General features: G+C 46.1%; 18 protein-coding genes. 7 read left to right on the plus strand and 11 right to left on the minus strand.

Translation table 11 applies throughout. From position 1 onward, the window contains the following. Positions 1-195: 195 nt before the first annotated feature. The 3 genes from RIG66_RS04150 to RIG66_RS04160 form a co-directional block, all read right to left on the minus strand. Positions 196-2,214, minus strand: a complete 2,019-nt coding sequence (locus RIG66_RS04150) for an Rne/Rng family ribonuclease (RefSeq protein WP_446375490.1) — start codon at positions 2,212-2,214, stop codon at positions 196-198. Between the two features lie 552 nt (positions 2,215-2,766). Continuing rightward, a complete protein-coding gene (locus tag RIG66_RS04155; protein WP_446375492.1) occupies positions 2,767-3,945 on the minus strand; it encodes a cysteine desulfurase family protein in 1,179 nt (392 codons plus the stop codon). Between the two features lie 237 nt (positions 3,946-4,182). Then, positions 4,183-4,641: a type I restriction endonuclease gene (locus RIG66_RS04160; protein ID WP_446375494.1), complete on the minus strand. Its 459-nt coding sequence runs from the start codon at positions 4,639-4,641 to the stop codon at positions 4,183-4,185. A 493-nt stretch (positions 4,642-5,134) separates the two neighbouring features. Between RIG66_RS04160 and RIG66_RS04165 the strand changes: the two genes are divergently transcribed. Continuing rightward, complete coding sequence (locus tag RIG66_RS04165) at positions 5,135-5,977, plus strand: Uma2 family endonuclease (RefSeq protein WP_446375496.1); 843 nt, start codon at positions 5,135-5,137, stop codon at positions 5,975-5,977. Between the two features lie 97 nt (positions 5,978-6,074). Here the strand turns inward: RIG66_RS04165 and RIG66_RS04170 are convergent, their stop codons facing one another. From RIG66_RS04170 to RIG66_RS04180, 3 genes are all read right to left on the minus strand, one after another. Further along, complete coding sequence (locus RIG66_RS04170; RefSeq protein WP_446375498.1) at positions 6,075-6,278, minus strand: WD40 repeat domain-containing protein; 204 nt, start codon at positions 6,276-6,278, stop codon at positions 6,075-6,077. Further along, entirely contained in the window at positions 6,206-6,733 is a 528-nt protein-coding gene (locus tag RIG66_RS04175) for a protein kinase domain-containing protein (protein WP_446375500.1), read from the minus strand. Before RIG66_RS04175 ends, RIG66_RS04170 begins: the two co-directional genes overlap by 73 nt. A gap of 209 nt (positions 6,734-6,942) precedes the next feature. Beyond that, complete coding sequence (locus RIG66_RS04180; protein ID WP_446375502.1) at positions 6,943-7,152, minus strand: hypothetical protein; 210 nt, start codon at positions 7,150-7,152, stop codon at positions 6,943-6,945. Positions 7,153-7,282: 130 nt separating this feature from the next. Here RIG66_RS04180 and RIG66_RS04185 point away from each other — a divergent pair, with 130 nt between their 5' ends. Further along, positions 7,283-7,405 carry a hypothetical protein gene (locus tag RIG66_RS04185; protein WP_446375504.1) on the plus strand — a complete coding sequence of 41 codons (123 nt, stop codon included), beginning with the start codon at positions 7,283-7,285 and terminating at the stop codon, positions 7,403-7,405. Positions 7,406-7,851: 446 nt separating this feature from the next. Here the strand turns inward: RIG66_RS04185 and RIG66_RS04190 are convergent, their stop codons facing one another. Both RIG66_RS04190 and RIG66_RS04195 read right to left on the minus strand, forming a co-directional pair. Then, complete coding sequence (locus tag RIG66_RS04190) at positions 7,852-8,151, minus strand: WD40 repeat domain-containing protein (protein ID WP_446375541.1); 300 nt, start codon at positions 8,149-8,151, stop codon at positions 7,852-7,854. 107 nt (positions 8,152-8,258) lie between these two features. Continuing rightward, positions 8,259-8,723, minus strand: coding sequence for a WD40 repeat domain-containing protein (locus RIG66_RS04195; protein ID WP_446375506.1), 465 nt, complete (start codon positions 8,721-8,723; stop codon positions 8,259-8,261). A 73-nt stretch (positions 8,724-8,796) separates the two neighbouring features. Between RIG66_RS04195 and folK the strand changes: the two genes are divergently transcribed. Together folK and RIG66_RS04205 are read left to right on the plus strand one after the other, a co-directional pair. Further along, positions 8,797-9,282 carry a 2-amino-4-hydroxy-6-hydroxymethyldihydropteridine diphosphokinase gene (gene folK / locus RIG66_RS04200; RefSeq protein WP_446375508.1) on the plus strand — a complete coding sequence of 162 codons (486 nt, stop codon included), beginning with the start codon at positions 8,797-8,799 and terminating at the stop codon, positions 9,280-9,282. Positions 9,283-9,288: 6 nt separating this feature from the next. Beyond that, on the plus strand, positions 9,289-9,840 hold the full coding sequence (locus RIG66_RS04205; protein WP_446343701.1) for an NUDIX hydrolase: 552 nt from the start codon (positions 9,289-9,291) through the stop codon (positions 9,838-9,840). Positions 9,841-10,123: 283 nt separating this feature from the next. Here RIG66_RS04205 and RIG66_RS04210 read toward each other — a convergent pair whose 3' ends face one another. Beyond that, positions 10,124-10,738 carry a Uma2 family endonuclease gene (locus tag RIG66_RS04210; RefSeq protein ID WP_446375510.1) on the minus strand — a complete coding sequence of 205 codons (615 nt, stop codon included), beginning with the start codon at positions 10,736-10,738 and terminating at the stop codon, positions 10,124-10,126. 258 nt (positions 10,739-10,996) lie between these two features. Between RIG66_RS04210 and RIG66_RS04215 the strand changes: the two genes are divergently transcribed. Beyond that, a complete protein-coding gene (locus RIG66_RS04215; protein WP_446375512.1) occupies positions 10,997-12,424 on the plus strand; it encodes an FAD-binding domain-containing protein in 1,428 nt (475 codons plus the stop codon). Between the two features lie 141 nt (positions 12,425-12,565). On the opposite strand, the gene RIG66_RS04220 is transcribed toward RIG66_RS04215, so the two are convergent. Next, positions 12,566-12,688, minus strand: coding sequence for a hypothetical protein (locus RIG66_RS04220; protein WP_446375514.1), 123 nt, complete (start codon positions 12,686-12,688; stop codon positions 12,566-12,568). A 158-nt stretch (positions 12,689-12,846) separates the two neighbouring features. On the opposite strand from RIG66_RS04220, the gene purD reads away from it, so the two are divergent. Continuing rightward, the gene (gene purD / locus RIG66_RS04225) at positions 12,847-14,112 is read left to right on the plus strand and encodes a phosphoribosylamine--glycine ligase (protein ID WP_446375516.1); all 1,266 of its coding nucleotides are present in this window, start codon (positions 12,847-12,849) and stop codon (positions 14,110-14,112) included. A 361-nt stretch (positions 14,113-14,473) separates the two neighbouring features. Further along, on the plus strand, positions 14,474-16,384 hold the full coding sequence (gene nblS / locus RIG66_RS04230; RefSeq protein ID WP_446375542.1) for a two-component system sensor histidine kinase NblS: 1,911 nt from the start codon (positions 14,474-14,476) through the stop codon (positions 16,382-16,384). A gap of 430 nt (positions 16,385-16,814) precedes the next feature. On the opposite strand, the gene RIG66_RS04235 is transcribed toward nblS, so the two are convergent. Further along, positions 16,815-17,186, minus strand: coding sequence for a hypothetical protein (locus RIG66_RS04235; protein ID WP_446375544.1), 372 nt, complete (start codon positions 17,184-17,186; stop codon positions 16,815-16,817).

Here is a 17,186-nt window from a genome sequence, read left to right on the forward strand (position 1 = left end):
CCGATAGAGCATGATGCTGGCGTTCACATCAAGGTGTCATGACCCGTCTAACGTAGACTGCGGTGAGTCTTGGTCTGCACGTTCCGACTATGTAGAGATATGCATAGATATGCATAGTTCTGTATAGGTTTTTCGGAACGGTGAAGCCTAACTTGGGGAGTGATACCAAATCCGCTTTTGAAACCCCTTTATCTCTTACTCATTCTCCATTGCTGAAGAACGGCGGCGACGACGGCGAATCAAAGGCGGTTTTGTTTCCGATTCGCTGGTTGAGGTTGAATCAGCCGATGATTCTAAATCAACATCAGCGGCTTCTCCAGAAGAAGTAACCAGTACCTTGTCTGAACTCTCTTCTGAGTCTGACTCCTCTGATGGGTGAGACCTATCCTCCCATGAATCGTCAGTGGTGTCATTGTCAGTGGTGTCATTGTCAGAAGAATCCGATTCAGCTTCTCCAGGAAGCACCACCGAAACCATAACTGATCGGGGATTTCTAATCTCCTTATCTAACCGCACTAATGGTGAAATACCCATCAAGGCATAAACATCCTGTTCTTCCGGCGTCATCTCAACCTGAATAACTTCCGGCGGTTCCATTTCTACCACCGACCGAATGAGCTGGGGTTTGCCCACTCGTTCACTGGAGTCTGACACGATGGGACGTTCAACAGATGTCGTATCGCGCCTCATTCCCTCTACGTCTTCACTCACATCAGAGGAACGTTGGGACAGGGTAATTGGGCGAACATTGCTCTTGGCTACAGGTTCATCCTTGGAGATTACATCCTCTAGGCGGCGACGGCGACGGCGGCGATTAGTGCCATTGGGGATTCCCCGTTCTTGATAACTCGGATGATTGAGTTCAAGTTCATCCGGTTCATTAAAGCCAGGGATATCCAGGGGTTCTGGAAGATCAGGGGTTTCTGGGATTTCAACGCGAGAAATAGGCTCTGGCTCTTGCTGCACTTGAGGTTCTGACTCACCGGGAAGATGTACCAGATGTCCCAATCCACCACAGCTTGGACAAGTGCGACCAAATAATTCGTAAATATTTTGACCTTGGCGCTTGCGGGTGAGTTCGACTAACCCCAGTTCTGACAATTGGGCGATTTGGGGTCTGGCTTTGTCCATTTTCAACGCTTTGTTGAAATGTTCCAGAACTTGTAATTGGTCACGCCGCGAGTCCATATCGATAAAGTCCACGATGATTACGCCAGCAATATTACGTAGGCGCAATTGGCGGGCGATTTCCGTCGCGGCTTCACAGTTAGTCCAGAGGACGGTTTCTCGCGCCGTGGCGGAACGGGTAAAGGAACCGGAGTTTACATCAATAACGGTTAGCGCTTCCGTCGGTTGGATAATAATATAGCCTCCCGATGGCAGATCGACTCGTGGCTTTAAGGCTTCTCGAATCGCCGCATTAATTCGGAAATAATCGAGAATTGAGAGGCGATCGCGGTGATGGTCAATTAAAACTCCTTCCGGTGATCGACCGCCACTCCAGCTTACTAACTGCTGTTTTACCCGTTTGACCCCAGTATTGGAATCAACCACAATCCGATTCACATCCGCTGTGTACATATCGCGGAGGACTCGTTGGATAAAATCATCATCGCGATTCAGTAGAGCTGGCGCTCTGGTCGAAGTTGCCTCCTGCTGGATGGCTTCCCACTGGCGTTGCAGCGCCTCTAAATCCTCCATTATCGCTTCTTCCGCTCTGCCCTCGGCTTCTGTGCGAACCAATAATCCCATCCCAGCGGGTTTAATCAGCACAGCCAAGGCTCTGAGGCGATTACGTTCGTTTTCGTTCTTAATCCGTCGGGATAAATTAACCCCTCGTCCATAAGGCATCAGCACCAGATAACGACCCGGTAAGCTGATATTTCCGGTCAGCCGAGGACCTTTATTGCCCGTCGGCTCCTTCATCACTTGGACTAAGACTTTTTGCTGCGGGGTGAGCAGTTCTGTAATCGCTCCGGAGCGACGTTTAAGTCGCAGCGGACCTAAGTCGGTGACATGAATAAATCCATTGCGTTCGGCATCACCGATATTGACGAATGCGGCATCAATGCCTGGTAAAACGTTTTCGACAATGCCGAGATAAATATCACCTACTTGGTGGCTGCCCGTGGCAACGACAAGTTCTTGGATTTGATCTTCTGAAAAGACAGCAGCCAGACGATATTGCTCTGCAATAATAATTTGCTTTGCCATTCAATTTCCTCAAAATTTGGCAGTACGCTCAAGTACTGAAGCTTGGTCTTTGTTGAAATTTTAGATAGCTGATTAGTTTAGAGAACAGGCAAACGAGCCAAGCTTGAATAATGCTTGAATGCTTGTCTGAGTTACCTTTTCCACCAAAAATCTTAAATCGCATACCTAAAATTGATCGGTCACTCTTACTTTGGCTACCCTTTATGATTCTGAAAAGCAAAAACTTTAGCTTTACTTAGAAAACGTAAATCGTGATCGGGGAGTGACTGAAGACTACTGACACTCTCATGGATCTACTTTTTCTCCAATGCTACAGGTAGCCAATGTCATATCCCTTCGCCCAAGGGTCAGCATTGGAGTTTGGTAACGTGCAAGTCAAAAGTCTGGAAGTGTGAATCAGTTGCGGACAGTATCTATGAGATAGTTTCTACAGGTCGAACCTAGTGTCACTGTAGGTACGCAACTGTTTCCTCAATTTTACATTATACTGCTTTGATTGTTGATTGTTAACGGGTAAGACTATCAGTTTAGCTGTGAGGGGGTTATCGCGGGTTACAGAATCGACGTTTTAGGGGTTTGAGCTTGACGCAAGGACTCAATTGTCGCGATCGCGTGTTGGGCAACCTGAGCAATTTCCTCTCTGGTATTAAAGCGCCCAATGCCAAATCGGACTGAGGCATGAGCTAAAGGTTTTGAATGTCCCAGTGCCAAGAGGACATGGGATGGGGCTACGTGGCTTGATGAACAAGCTGAACCCGATGACACGGCAACAACAGGCTGTAATCCCAACAGCAGGGCAGAACCATCTACTCCTTCAACCGAAATATTAAGATTTCCTGACAATCGCTGCTCAGGATGACCATTCAGGTGAATTCCCCCTAATGAAGACAGGGTAGTCCAGAGGTGTTCCCGTAACTGGCGGAGGCGTTGAGATTCAGAGGCTTGTTCGGCTAATCCGAGTTCCACCGCTTTGGCAAAGCCTACGATTTGCGGTGTGTAGAGTGTACCCGAACGGAGTCCCCGTTCCTGTCCCCCTCCCTGAATTTGTGACGCTAACTTCACTTTCGGGTTACGGCGGCGAACATACAGTGACCCAATCCCCTTAGGACCATACAGCTTATGGGCAGTGAAGGACATGAGGTCAATATTCATATCCTGGACATCCAAGGGAATTTTACCAATCCCTTGGGCAGCGTCGGTATGGAAGAGTACCTGATGCTGGTGACAAAGTTCTCCAATTTTAGCTAGGGGTTGTAATACGCCAATTTCGTTATTGGCAGCCATCACCGAGACTAAAATCGTATCGGAACGAATCGCTTTTTCAAGCTGGGTTAGGTTGACGAGTCCATCCCCTTGAACAGGCAAAAATGTGACCTCAAATCCTAAGTCTTGTAAATAGGTACAGGGATCAAGCACGGCTGGATGTTCAGTCTGGACGGTAATGATATGACGCCCTTTACTGAAATAGGCTTCAGCAACCCCTTTAATTGCTAGATTATTCGCTTCTGTTGCACCACTGGTAAAGACGATTTCCTTTGGTGTGGCGTGGATAGCTTCAGCGAGAGTTTGTCGTGCTTGTTTGACCGCTGCTTCTGCTTCCCAACCATAAGCGTGGCTGATACTGGAAGGGTTGCCGAAATGTTCTCTAAAATAAGGTAGCATCGCCTCTAGCACCCGTTCATCCATGGGGGTGGTGGCGTGGTTGTCAAGGTAAATGGGACGATGAGACATAGTGAGTAAGTCGGTAGGGACAGTTAAAGTTAATGGCGGTGATCGTCATTTGTCATTCGTCATTTGTCATTTGTCATTTGTCATTTGTCATTCGTTATTTGTCATTCGTCATTCATGATTTTTCATTTGTAAGGGTTTGAGAACTGTTTACAGAGCTTAATAGGGTTGAGTTTATTTCCATCAACCTACTTAGATCGTCATTGGTCATGTTAAGGAATAGTGCATTTAAATTTATTATTAATCAGTCATCAGTTGACTGAATTTTTTGAGGATACTCAGCACGTTATAGAGTTCATTTTCTCGTTTCAATAGGCTGAATGGTTCAGATAAGGCATACTTGGGTGTGTTTTGTTGAACGAGTTTAACAAATATCAATTCACTCCCATTCGTCACTAACCCCAAAATCGGTTGATCAGGACGAGGGTTTGCCACCATATAAGCTAGGGCTTGGGGTATACCATTTAGAAGTGATAAGCCAGCATTTTTTGACTCGATCACCAGTAACCACAAATGGTCTTTTAAGACCATAATATCCAGGCGACCGCGTACAACTTCCTCTTGGTCTTGAACTGTTACCTCAATCGATTGCTCATCAACGACATCAAATGGGAGGTGATAAAAGTCTGTCCAAGTCAGCAAAGGACACAGAACGACTAATTTGACCATGTTTTCGGAGATTTCCCGATGTTTGATCAAACTTAAGTAGTTGGACTTTACCCGGTCTAAAACTTGTTTTTCTAAGTCATAAATGTCCGGGAGATTCTCGTAACACTCTGAAAAAATTGGTCATCATCGGCTTGGGTTAAACCGAATTTTTGTTCAAGGTCGATGATGTTCAGTGTTTGAGCTTGAATGATTTGAACCATAATTAGTAAATTTTATCACAATAAATCTGGGTGGGAATCATGACAATGGATATAAATATATTGGCGTGACACGGGACGGGGCGCAAGCCTTGCGCCCCTACATACGAGGATGGAAGAATAGGTTGTCGGTTGTGTTGACGCCTGTTACCTCACAAAATCTAGGAATAAAAGCTCTTACTACGAACCCAATTAATTTTTTCGTTCTCAATGACTATAACCAATTAATAAAGACAATCAGTAAAGGGAGTGTTAGCGATCGCGCTTTTGTTAAGATACGTTTAGGTATGCGGAAAAAAGCACCTTAGTGGAGAGAGACGCTGATCATGTCCGACTTGGCTACCCAAGAGACAACATCCCAAACTATGGTAGGCTGGGAACCATCCATGCCGCCAACTGACTTAATCTTTGATGATGGGGAACCGTTGGAAAGTAATCGCCACCGTATTGCTATAAATGTTCTGATTCGGTCATTGCAGCAAGCTTATCTTGACCGCAATGATTTCTTCACCAGCGGTAATATGTTTATCTATTACAGCAGTGAACAGGCACGGAACCGAGATTTTAGAGGACCCGATTTCTTTGCCGTATTAAATGTTGACGGGACGACTGAACGGCAAGGTTGGGTTGTGTGGGAAGAAGGGGGGCGTTATCCTGATGTAATAGTCGAATTAATGTCTCCTTCTACGGCGTCTATGGATACGGGGACGAAGAAAGATATTTATGAGCGTATTTTTAGAACACCGGATTACTTTGTTTTTAATCCCTTTGACCCCAATTCCTTACAGGGATGGCATTTGGATGCGTCTCAACAGTATCAACCGTTAGTCCCCAATCAGCAGGGTTGGCTGTGGTGTCAGACATTGGGGTTATGGTTGGGAACTTGGCAAGGAACCCTAGACCGAGAGACGGCGGTTTGGTTACGATTTTATGATCAAGAGGGTAATCTTGTCCCCCTACCCGAAGAAGCGGCTCAACAACAAGGATTTCAACAAGGGACATTACGACAGCTATTGCGTATCCTCTCAACTCGCTTTGAACAGGTTCCGCCAGATGTTGAGCCACGTTTACAGGTACTGGAAGTCAATCAATTAGAGGATTTAGTGACGGTAGCTTTGACGGCACAAACCCTGGCAGAATTTGTTAGTAACGTGACTGAAAGTTCATGATAGAATTAGGCGCGATACGTCCTACTAGAACGATGTATAACTAAACCAAACTATGCCTCCACATTAGATACAATAACTCTATCTAAATAAACAATCCTTACTGGACACTCCATATCTTGATTGTACCATCGTGACTACCGCTGATCAAGGTTTTACCATCGGGACTAATCACCAAGGATGTTACAGCGTCTAAATACTTAGTTAGGGTATTAATTTCTTGCTGAGTAGTTAAGTTCCAAACTTTGACTGTTTTATCCTCACTGCCGCTAAACAGGGTTTTTCCATCAGGGCTGATTGCCATAGATAAAACAGAACCTTCATGTCCTGAGTTAGCCAATCAACCGCTAACTTTTCACTAATGGAGCGATTCCCCCGATTTTCTAGCCACTTTTCCAGATTCTCTCCCTCAATTTTCTCCATTACCAGACAATACACGGGTTCTTGACTGTCTTTAGGGTAAAAAGTGAAGGATTCCTCTGCTTTGGGAACTCCGGGATGATGCAGTCGAGTTAAGACTTGGGCTTCTCGCTGGAATTGTTCTACACGTTTAGGTTCATTTTTACTCAAAACTTTGATAACTTTGGGGATAGTGGTTCGATCGCTAACTTCATAGGTCTTAGCAAAACCGCCTTCGCCCAAGAGACTTATAACCCGATAACGTCCCTCCAATAGCAATTCAGACTGACAACTTTGGCAATAAAGCCGATGATCGGGATTATCTGGATTCTGACACTTGGGGTTAATACACAGGCTCATCGATTCAGCGAATATGGGTCATGTCGATAGTGTAGCGTCATCGATTCAGGAATTGACAGATAAATGCTGTCAAAATCCTGTTTGTCGAGGCTTGGCTTGGCTATCGTACTAGCGTGGCACACCTTATTTGATAGATTAGATTCGGCTTGTAGTAGGGAACTTTAGCCCTATATCTTGTTGGGTTTCCTGTCGTCAACCCAACCTAGAATCTATTCCACCATTTTAGCTGTGTCAATCCAGTAGATTTTTATATGAATCCGGCTGAGTAGCCAATGACGCTGACTATCCAGGAAACTGAGGGAGTGGTTGGCGATACGTCCTATTGGACACGCTTCGCGATCGCACTCCTGACACTTCCAGATAGGATAGATTAAAGCCCCCATACCGATTGCCATGAACACGATCACAAACTTACTCACCTAGGAACAGTTCTTATCGTCTTGTCCCTACCCTTCATCTACAGTAGTCCGGTGACAGTTACCCCGATTTCAAGGCGATGATCGCCAAGTTTGGTTTTGTTTCAATAATCCCGAGGTCGCTAAGCAGCAATTGGGTGGAGAGGATACTCAACCGAAAAAAGCGATAATCGCGATCAATGATTATGAGACGGTTTATTATCCCTCCGATGCATTTGATACTGCTACTTTAGTGCGGGTGATTACTCAAGAGTAATTGTCATTCGCCATTCGTCATTCGTCATTCGTCCTTGGTCATTTGTCAAGGGACTTATTGTTTTGATATTATGTCCTGCGGTGTCGTTCATCTATCATACCTGTAGTTATTGGTAAAAAAACTTACCTTTTTACCCTTCTACCCTGATGATTAGATAATATAAGATTCGGATTGACTAGGGAGGATGTCACCTTTATTTCTCGTGTAGGGGCGACCCGCTTGCACAAATCAACAACGGTGTCCACTCAATTTTATCGGGTCGCCCTTTACTCAACCCTCTGTTTCAGAACACTGATTTATGAATGAGGACGAGTGTTGTTGAACGTTTATCAGTGAGAAGCTAGTTTGAATGGCTAAACCCACACCTAAAAACGGGCGGGTTTAGTCGTATCTGAGTGATGTCAGAAACGATAATAGGAAACCCGCCCCGACACAAAAATATAAAACTATCTCATTCCCCAAATTTTAATCACATCATTCTGGCTACCACTGGCAATTGTCCGTCCATCTGGACTAATTGCTACCGCTAAAACGGCTTCTACATGATCACTAATCGTGTGCAGGGTTTCACCTGTCTGTAAATCCCAAATTTTTACGGTTTTATCGTTACTTCCACTAATAATTCGGCGTCCATCTCGGCTAATTACCACTGAAGTAACAGTTCCCGCATGACCCGTTAATGTGCGAATTTCCTCTCCTGTTCGCAAATCCCAGAGTTTAATCGTTTTGTCAATACTGCTACTCACCAATGTTTTCCCATTGGGACTAATCGCCACGGAGGTAACGCTACCGACATGACCGGTGAGTATTTTCCGATCACCAATCCAGATCGTACCATCAGCACAACCACAAACTAATCGTTTACCATCTGAACTGAGAGGGAATATACCCAGTCTGATGGTTCAGTTAGCGTGTGCAGTTCAGTACCGTTGTTAATATCCCAAACTTTAATCGTAGTATCCTGGCTACCGCTATAAATTCGTTGTCCGTCAGGACTAATGGTTACACAATATATTCGATCCGAATGACCTTCTAGGGTGTATAATTCCTCCCCATTTTTCAGGTTCCACACTTTCAATGTGCGATCAAAACTCCCACTCACCAAGGTTTGACCATCTGGACTAATGGCTACCCCATGCACCCAGTCAGAATGACCTCTAAAACAGGAGAGTTCCTCTCCATTGCTTAAATCCCAGACGCGCACAATTGTATCACCGCCACCACTGATTAAAGTCTTGCCATCGGGACTCATCGCTAGGGAGTAAACGGTTCCCTTAGGACCCGCTAACCAAAGACCGAGGATTTGTTCTTCGTGCATGAATTTATCCGATCGCGGCAAAAAATCTTGTCGATTCTCTGGTAATCTATAAACTTAACAGCAGGGGCGTATCGTGTCACACTCTCAACCATCGGCGATCGCACTAGGCAGCAATTTGGGTGATTCCCGTGCCATCCTAGAGGCGGCTATAGTCATGTTAGCGAAAACTCCCGGTATCACGGTCACGTCTCAATCTAGCTGGTATCGAACCGCCCCGATTGGTCCGCCGCAGCCAAATTATCTCAATGGTTGTGTGATTCTAGAGGTACAGCTAATCCCCCACGATTTATTACAAACCCTTCTCAGCATCGAAAAACAGTTTGGGCGAGAACGGCGGGAACGATGGGGACCGAGAACCCTAGACTTAGATATCTTATTATTCGATAATTTAATAATAGACACTCCTACCCTACAAATCCCCCACCCCCGGATGACTGAACGAGCCTTTGTCCTGGTTCCTTTAGCCGAAATTGCCCCCGACTGGATCGAACCAAAATCCGGATGTGCGATCGCAAAACTCGTACAAAGGGTAGACTGTTCTGGAGTTCACCCCGTATAGTTAGACATGCCTCAAGGTAAAGAACCCCCTCAACTACTCAGACAACGCTTTGTTTATCAGGGACGCAAATTTAACTTTGAAGTTAATCACCTGCGTCTTCCCAACCAAGCCAAAGGCGACTGGGAATGCGTGCGTCACCCCGGTGGGGCGCTAGCGGTTCCGGTTACCCCAGAGGGGAAACTGGTACTCGTGCGTCAATATCGGTTTACCGTACAACGGCGGTTATTAGAGTTTCCGGCGGGTACGGTGGAACCTTTAGAAGATCCCGAAACCACAATCCAACGGGAAATCCAAGAAGAAATCGGATATCGGGCGCACCGTTGGCAATCTTTGGGCAATTTTGCCTTGGCACCAGGCTATTCTGATGAATATATTTACGCATTTCTGGCGCAAGATTTAGAGAAACTGGAAACGCCGCCAGGATTGGATGCGGATGAAGATTTAGAAACGGTGTTGATGACACCCGAACAATTAGAAAAAGCGATTCATGGGGGAGATGCGGTTGATGCTAAATCGATTTGTAGCTTTTACCTAGCGCGTCCGTTTTTGCAGCAATAGTGGATTAATTGTTTTTGAACATATCCCGGAAATCGTAGGGGTACACAGACGTGCGCCCTATCCAATCTGTGTCCTACTGCTAATGGTTATGTTGAAAAATAGGGTTGTGTGGCAAACATTGTAGAGACGTTGCATGCAACGTCTCTACAACCTGAACGGAAAAGATATTATCTTAATTTGGTGCTTGATGATTGGGTTCGTAGTCAGGGCTTTAGCCCTATTTTGTTGGGTTTCCTAGCATTGATATAAATAAATGACGACTAGCGAAATTCATGGATTACGGCTAATCTAACACACTAGCCTTGAAAATTTGGTCAGCGTCTAACTCCAAGTCAGGAAACGTTGGTGACACCAAACAATCTCCCCCTCGAAACTGTCTCATCTCGTAAGTTTCTCCTTTTAAATCGCAGATAGTAATCGTCGGTTGTTTAGGAGAACCAATAAAAAACGTTCCGCCTAAGCCCAGATAATCAACAATCCAATATTCCTGAATCCCCAAGGCTTGATAATCATCCACTTTGCGGGCATAATCATTTTGCCAATTTGTACTCACCACCTCAACCACTAATTTGACTGAAGTTCCCAGTGTAATAATCGGTTCACGTTGCCATAATGGTTCATCGCGTAGGGCAAGTCTATCTAGTACAATCACATCCAGTTTAAAGGCTGAAGATTGACCTAAGGGTTTAATCAGACATCGCATCGGGATAAAGTAGGGTTGCTTAAGATGAACGATGGCTAGGTTCAACTGCATGTTAATAAAGCCCGTTACCTGTTCATGCGAACCTGTTGGTTCCATGTCAACTAATTCTCCATCAATTAGTTCATAGCGAGGATGATCTCCGTATTCAGCAACAAACTCGTCAAATGTTAGTGATTTTGGTAGGATTTGAATCATCTGAAACTACACTACCTGTAAGTCGTTTGCTTTATCCTAACACTGACCCACAAGCATTAAAACGCCTTAGGTTGAAACCCAAGACTAAAAGCTAAAGTCAGCTAAAGTCAGCTAAAGCTGACTAGATAATAGTTTTAGCCCATTTTAATGCACTTGCTTGATTGATTAACCCGGAGGGCGGGTTTTGAATAAACGTTATAATCGACAGCGAAACCAGAAAGGCTAAACCCGCCCCTACCCATTCAAAACTCATCATTCATGACTGATCTGATTCTCTTCTGGCATCGCCGTGATTTACGAATTTCTGATAATATTGGTCTGGCTGCGGCTTGTCAAAAAAGCCAGAAGGTGATAGGAGTCTTTTGTCTTGACCCAGATATCCTAGAACGGGATGATATCGCCCCAGCACGAATTACGTACATGATTGGCTGCTTACAGGAGTTACAACAACGCTACGCTGAAGCCGGAAGTCAATTATTAATCCTGCATCAAAACGCCAGTCAAGGAATACCTGCCCTAGCTGACGCCCTCAACGCCAAAGCGGTAGTCTGGAATCGGGATGTTGAACCCTATGCCAAAACGCGCGATCGCACGATACAAGATGCCCTAGAAGAAAAAGGGATTGCGGTTGAACAGTTCTGGGATCAACTCTTACACGCCCCTGGAGAAATTCGTACTAATTCCGGCAATCCTTACAAAGTTTATACTCCGTTCTGGAAAAACTGGAAAGATCATGCCAAAGCCGCCCCCGCTGAATCCTTAAAAAATGCTGAAGGATTGACTGAAACGGAACAGGATGTGGTAAAGAAAGTAGGCACAATTGAGTTACCTACGGCGAAAGAGTTAGGGTTTACCTGGGACAATCCCCTGGTGCTGGAACCGGGAGAGAAAGCCGCGAAAGAGAGACTAGAGGAATTTTGCGATCGCGCCATTGACGACTACCAACACCAACGCAATCTTCCCGCCATTGATGGTACATCCCGACTCAGCGCCGCCCTCAAATTTGGTGCGATCGGAATTCGCACGGTTTGGCAAGCCACGCAAACAGCGATAGAACGTAGCCGTAGCGATGAAACTCGTGATAGTATCCAAACCTGGCAACAGGAATTAGCTTGGCGAGAATTCTATCAACACGCCCTTTATTTCTTTCCTGAATTAGCCCAGGGACCCTATCGTGATACCTTTGAAAATTTCCCTTGGGACAATAATCAAACCCTGTTTCAAGCTTGGTGTGAAGGTAGAACAGGTTATCCGATTGTAGATGCTGCCATGCGCCAATTAAATGAAACGGGATGGATGCATAACCGTTGTCGAATGATCGTTGCCAGTTTCTTAACCAAAGACTTAATTATTAACTGGCAGTGGGGCGAAAACTATTTTATGCAAAAATTATATGACGGTGACTTAGCCGCTAATAATGGCGGCTGGCAATGGAGTGCATCCAGTGGTATGGACCCGAAACCATTGCGAATTTTTAATCCCGCGAGTCAGGCACAAAAATATGACCCGGATGGGGAGTATATTCGTCAATGGTTACCGGAGTTGAGTTCACTGGATACTAAAGACTTGGTGACGGGAAAAATTCCCTCAGATGAATGTTCGAGTTGTGGCTATCCTGAACCCATCGTGGATCACAAAAAGCGACAGCAAGAATTTAAACAGCGCTATCAACAGCAAAAAGGATAAGTTATTCGTCATTTGTCATTTGTCATTCGTCATTCGTCATTCGTCATTCGTCATTCGTCATTTGTCATTTGTCATTTGTAAAGTCGGGGCGGGTTTAGTTACATCTGGGTGTAACCAAAAAGATAGTAGTGAAACCCGCCCCTACACAATTTCCCCATCTCCCCCATCTTCCCCATCTCCCCCATCTTCCCCATCTCCCCCATCTTCCCCATCTTCCCCATTTTCCCCATCTTCCCCATCTTCCCCATCTCCACTCCCCTGCACCTGGAGCCCCTCCGCACTTCATCAGGGGACATCCCATGGCATAATGGAGAACATTTGCTCAACTCACACACTCAATAGGTACAGCGCAAGCCGATGTACCTCCTGCTTTATGGCAGTGTCTACTTTAACGTTCATTTCTTCGGGAGCGCGAGGCTAACGTGAAGATTTTGGTGGTTGGCAATGGGGGACGCGAACACGCCCTCGCCTGGAAACTGTTGCAATCTCAACGCATTAAACAAGTAATCTGTGTTCCTGGCAATGGGGGTACAGCGACAAATCCACAGTGTCAGAATCTGTCCTTACGAGTGGATGATTTTGCCGGAATTGCTCGGTTTGCTTTAGTTCATAATATTTCGTTAGTGGTTGTGGGTCCGGAACTCCCTCTAGCATTGGGGATTACGGACTACCTACGTCGTCAAAACTTGGTCGTGTTTGGTCCCACTCAAGCAGGTGCCCAAATTGAATCGAGTAAGGCTTGGGCAAAAACATTGATGCAGTCGGCTGGCGTTCCCACTCCTGGGTTTGCTATGTTTGCCGATAAGGATGAGGCGATCGCATACCTGAAACAGCAAGATGCCCCCATTGTCGTCAAGGCAGATGGTTTGGCAGCCGGAAAAGGGGTCACGGTAGCTCAAACCATTGAGGAAGCTGTGGCGGCGGTTGAGTTCTTGTTTAAGAATAAGTTTAAGGCTGTAGTCATCGAAGACTGTGTCGCGGGTCAAGAAGTGTCTGTCTTGGCACTAACCGATGGCATCACGATTCGTCCCTTATTACCCGCTCAAGATCATAAGCGGATTGGTGAAGGAGATACGGGTCCAAATACGGGAGGGATGGGCGCGTTTGCTCCCTCTCCCCTGGTGAATCCTAGCTTGATGGCACGGATTGAACAAGATATTCTCCAACCCACAGTTAAGGCGTTGCAAGAACGAGGAATTGACTATCGCGGGGTTCTCTACGCGGGATTAATGATTACGCCTCAAGGTGATCCCACGGTTCTAGAGTTTAATTGTCGCTTCGGTGACCCAGAAACTCAAGCCATTTTACCGTTGTTGGAAACGCCTCTGCACGAGTTACTTTTGGCTTGTACCGGGCGAAAATTGGCAGAATTGCCCCCAATTAGCTGGCATCCTGGGGCGGCGGCTTGTGTAGTGGCGGCGGCGCAAGGGTATCCAGAGGCGTATCAGAAGGGTCATGCTATTAGTGGGATTGAACAAGCCCAGGAACGGGGGGCTACGGTGTTTTGTGCCGGAACTCAGTTTAAGCAGGAACAGATGCTAACTGATGGCGGGCGCGTGTTAGCGGTGACAGCAACCGGGGAAACATTAGAGAGTGCGATCGCAGCCACCTATCGGGCGATAGACTGTATTGAGTTTGAGGGACTGTACTATCGTAAAGATATCGGTCATCGTGTCACTCAAACCTAATTTGTCATTTGTTAGGGAACAGGGAACAGGGAACAGGGAATAGGCAATAGGGAATAGGCAATAGGGAATAGGCAATAGGGAATAGGCAATAGGCAATAGGGAATAGGCAATAGGGAATAGGGTAATGGGCTATAGAAATTTTGTCTCCCATCTCCCTCATCTTCCCCAGCTTCCCCAGCTCCCTCATCTTCCCCTCACCCCATCCCCCTCTCCTTGCTCAACGCCTGAATTTTTGAGAGAATTAAGATAAATTAAGGTAATTCCGTTTAATGCTGATCGACTAATTTTACTGGCTTTGCTGAAAACCTTCCGAGAGATACTGGGACGATGGTGGTCGGAGTTTACTCTCCAGACCCGATTAATGGCGGCGGCGACCTTAGCCGTCTCCCTGATTATGAGTGGCTTGACCTTTTGGGCAGTCAACACGATTCAACAAGACGCCCGAGTGAACGACACTCGTTTTGGTCGGGATTTAGGTCTACTGCTGGCGGCGAATGTCGCCCCTCAGATTGCCGAAAACAATCTTACTGAAGTCGCTCGCTTTTCTCACCGTTTTTATAGCAGTACCTCTAGTGTGCGCTATATGATTTACGCGGATGAGGATGGCAGAATTTTCTTCGGCATCCCCTTTTCTGAATCGGAAGTCCACAATTCTCTCTCCATTCGACGCCGGATTCAGCTTCCCGAAGACTACGCCAAAAACTCCGACCTACCGATGGTTCGGCAGCATGTCACCCCAGATGGGGAAGTGACGGATGTTTTTGTCCCACTCACCCATGAAGGGAACTATCTTGGCGTTTTAGCCATTGGCATTAACCCCAATCCCACGGTTGTCGCCTCTTCAAATTTGACGCGGGATGTCACCATTGCTGTGTTTATCTCGATTTGGGTGATGGTGATTCTGGGTGCCGTATTTAATGCCTTGACAATTACTCAACCAATTAAAGAGTTGCTCACGGGTGTGAAAAATATTGCTGCAGGGAACTTCAAGCAGCGCATTGACTTACCCCTGGGTGGAGAACTGGGAGAACTGATTTCCAGCTTCAACGAAATGGCAGAACGCTTAGAGCGTTATGAAGAACAAAATATTGAGGAATTGACCGCAGAAAAAGCCAAACTGGAAACTTTGGTATCTACGATCGCAGATGGTGCTGTATTGCTCGATACCACATTGAACGTGATTTTGGTCAACCCAACCGCACGGCGTATTTTTGGCTGGGATGGTCATACCCTGGTTGGTGAAAACGTGCTGCATCATCTACCGACAGCCGTCACCCTAGAACTGACGCGACCCCTGTATCAAATTGCTGGCGGCGAAACGACGGCGGAACGGGAAGGAGAGGAGTTCCGTATTACCCTGACTGAACCCACACTGCGTACTGTTCGGATTCTGCTGACGCGGGTGTTTGACCAATACCGCGAGAGCATTAAAGGTATTGCCATGACGGTGCAGGATATTACCCGTGAGGTTGAACTGAATGAGGCAAAGAGTCAGTTTATTAGCAATGTTTCTCACGAACTGAGAACGCCGTTATTTAACATCAAATCATTCATCGAAACCCTACACGAATACGGCGAAGACCTGAGCGAGGTAGAACGGCAAGAATTTCTGGAAACGGCGAATCGAGAAACGGACCGTTTAACTCGTTTGGTTAATGATGTTTTAGATTTGTCCAGACTGGAGACATCTTGCCGCATTTATCACTTTGAACCCGTAGATATTGCTGGACCCGTGGAGCAAACCCTCCGCACCTACCAGCTTAATGCCCGGGATAAAGGGATTGAACTGGTACATGAAATTTCGCCTAAATTGCCTCCCGTGTTAGGGCATTATGACTTATTGCTGCAAGTCTTTGATAACTTAGTAGGCAACGCACTGAAATTCACCGAATCCGGTGGACGAGTAGCGATTCGTGCCTATCCCCTAGAACCCAATCCCAATCATCCGGATGAAATTCCCCAAGTTCGGGTGGAAATTTCTGATACAGGTATTGGGATTGATTGGGAGGATCAAGAAAACATTTTTGATCGCTTTTTCCGCGTTGAGAATCGAGTTCATACTCTGGAAGGAACAGGTTTAGGTCTTTCTATTGTCCGCAATATTGTTGAAAAACATCACAGCCGAGTTTATTTAGTTAGTGAAGTGGGGATTGGTACAACCTTCTGGTTTAATTTGGATGTGTGTACCGAAAAAGACCAATCAATTGAGCAGCCTTCAGAAGACCACTTACTGACAACAGAGACGGACGAGACAGCCGCGACGGTGACCTAATTTTGCACCGATTTCAATTGGCACAACGGGCGAAGAAACAGGACGATTCGGATGGGACAAGAATCGGATATTCCGCAACTCGCACAATTGTATAGCGTTTTTATTTGGGTCGTAAACACAGGAACAAATAGGCAATAGGCAATAGGCAATAGGGGAAAGATAGAATAAGTCCCGGCGATTAAAATCGCAGCTAGACAAACAAAGTCCGCCTACGCGGACTAATGATATCATGTCCGGTCAAACACCCCTAATAAAAACGCCTGAAACCCCTGTTATTGCAGCATTGCAATTATGGGCAATCGTAGGGACATGATATGAAATATTGAAAACCCGCGCAGGCGGGTTTGGTTTGTGTAGCTGCGGTTACCCTACGGGAAGCCGCTCCGCGTCTACAACCGCTCAGCATATATATAATTCAAAGCGTGACGGATCAGGAGTTAGAGAGTAAGGTAAACAGGATACTAACGGCAAGCAATCCCAGTAACCCGACTACGGCTGGGTGACGCTGACACCACAATTTTGCCGCTTGTAAGAGAGTACGACGCGGCATATAAATCGGCTCAGGTTCGAGCGGAGACTGGTCTTTATCCGTGTAAAGGGTACATTCCTTGGCATAAGGACGTTGAGGAAACGTACAAGTATCATCAACATGATAGAGACAGGTTTGACACAAATACTCCTGTTCCACGGCTCGGTGTAAGGTAATACCCGGATGACCGTAGGCTTTGAGAATCATGCCACAATGAGGACAAGTAATTTCTCGATTAGTGATAGATTGATGGCAACGGGGACAATTGGGCAT

The sequence above is a fragment of the Coleofasciculus sp. E2-BRE-01 genome, assembly GCF_040221695.1.
Lineage (GTDB): Bacteria > Cyanobacteriota > Cyanobacteriia > Cyanobacteriales > Coleofasciculaceae > Coleofasciculus.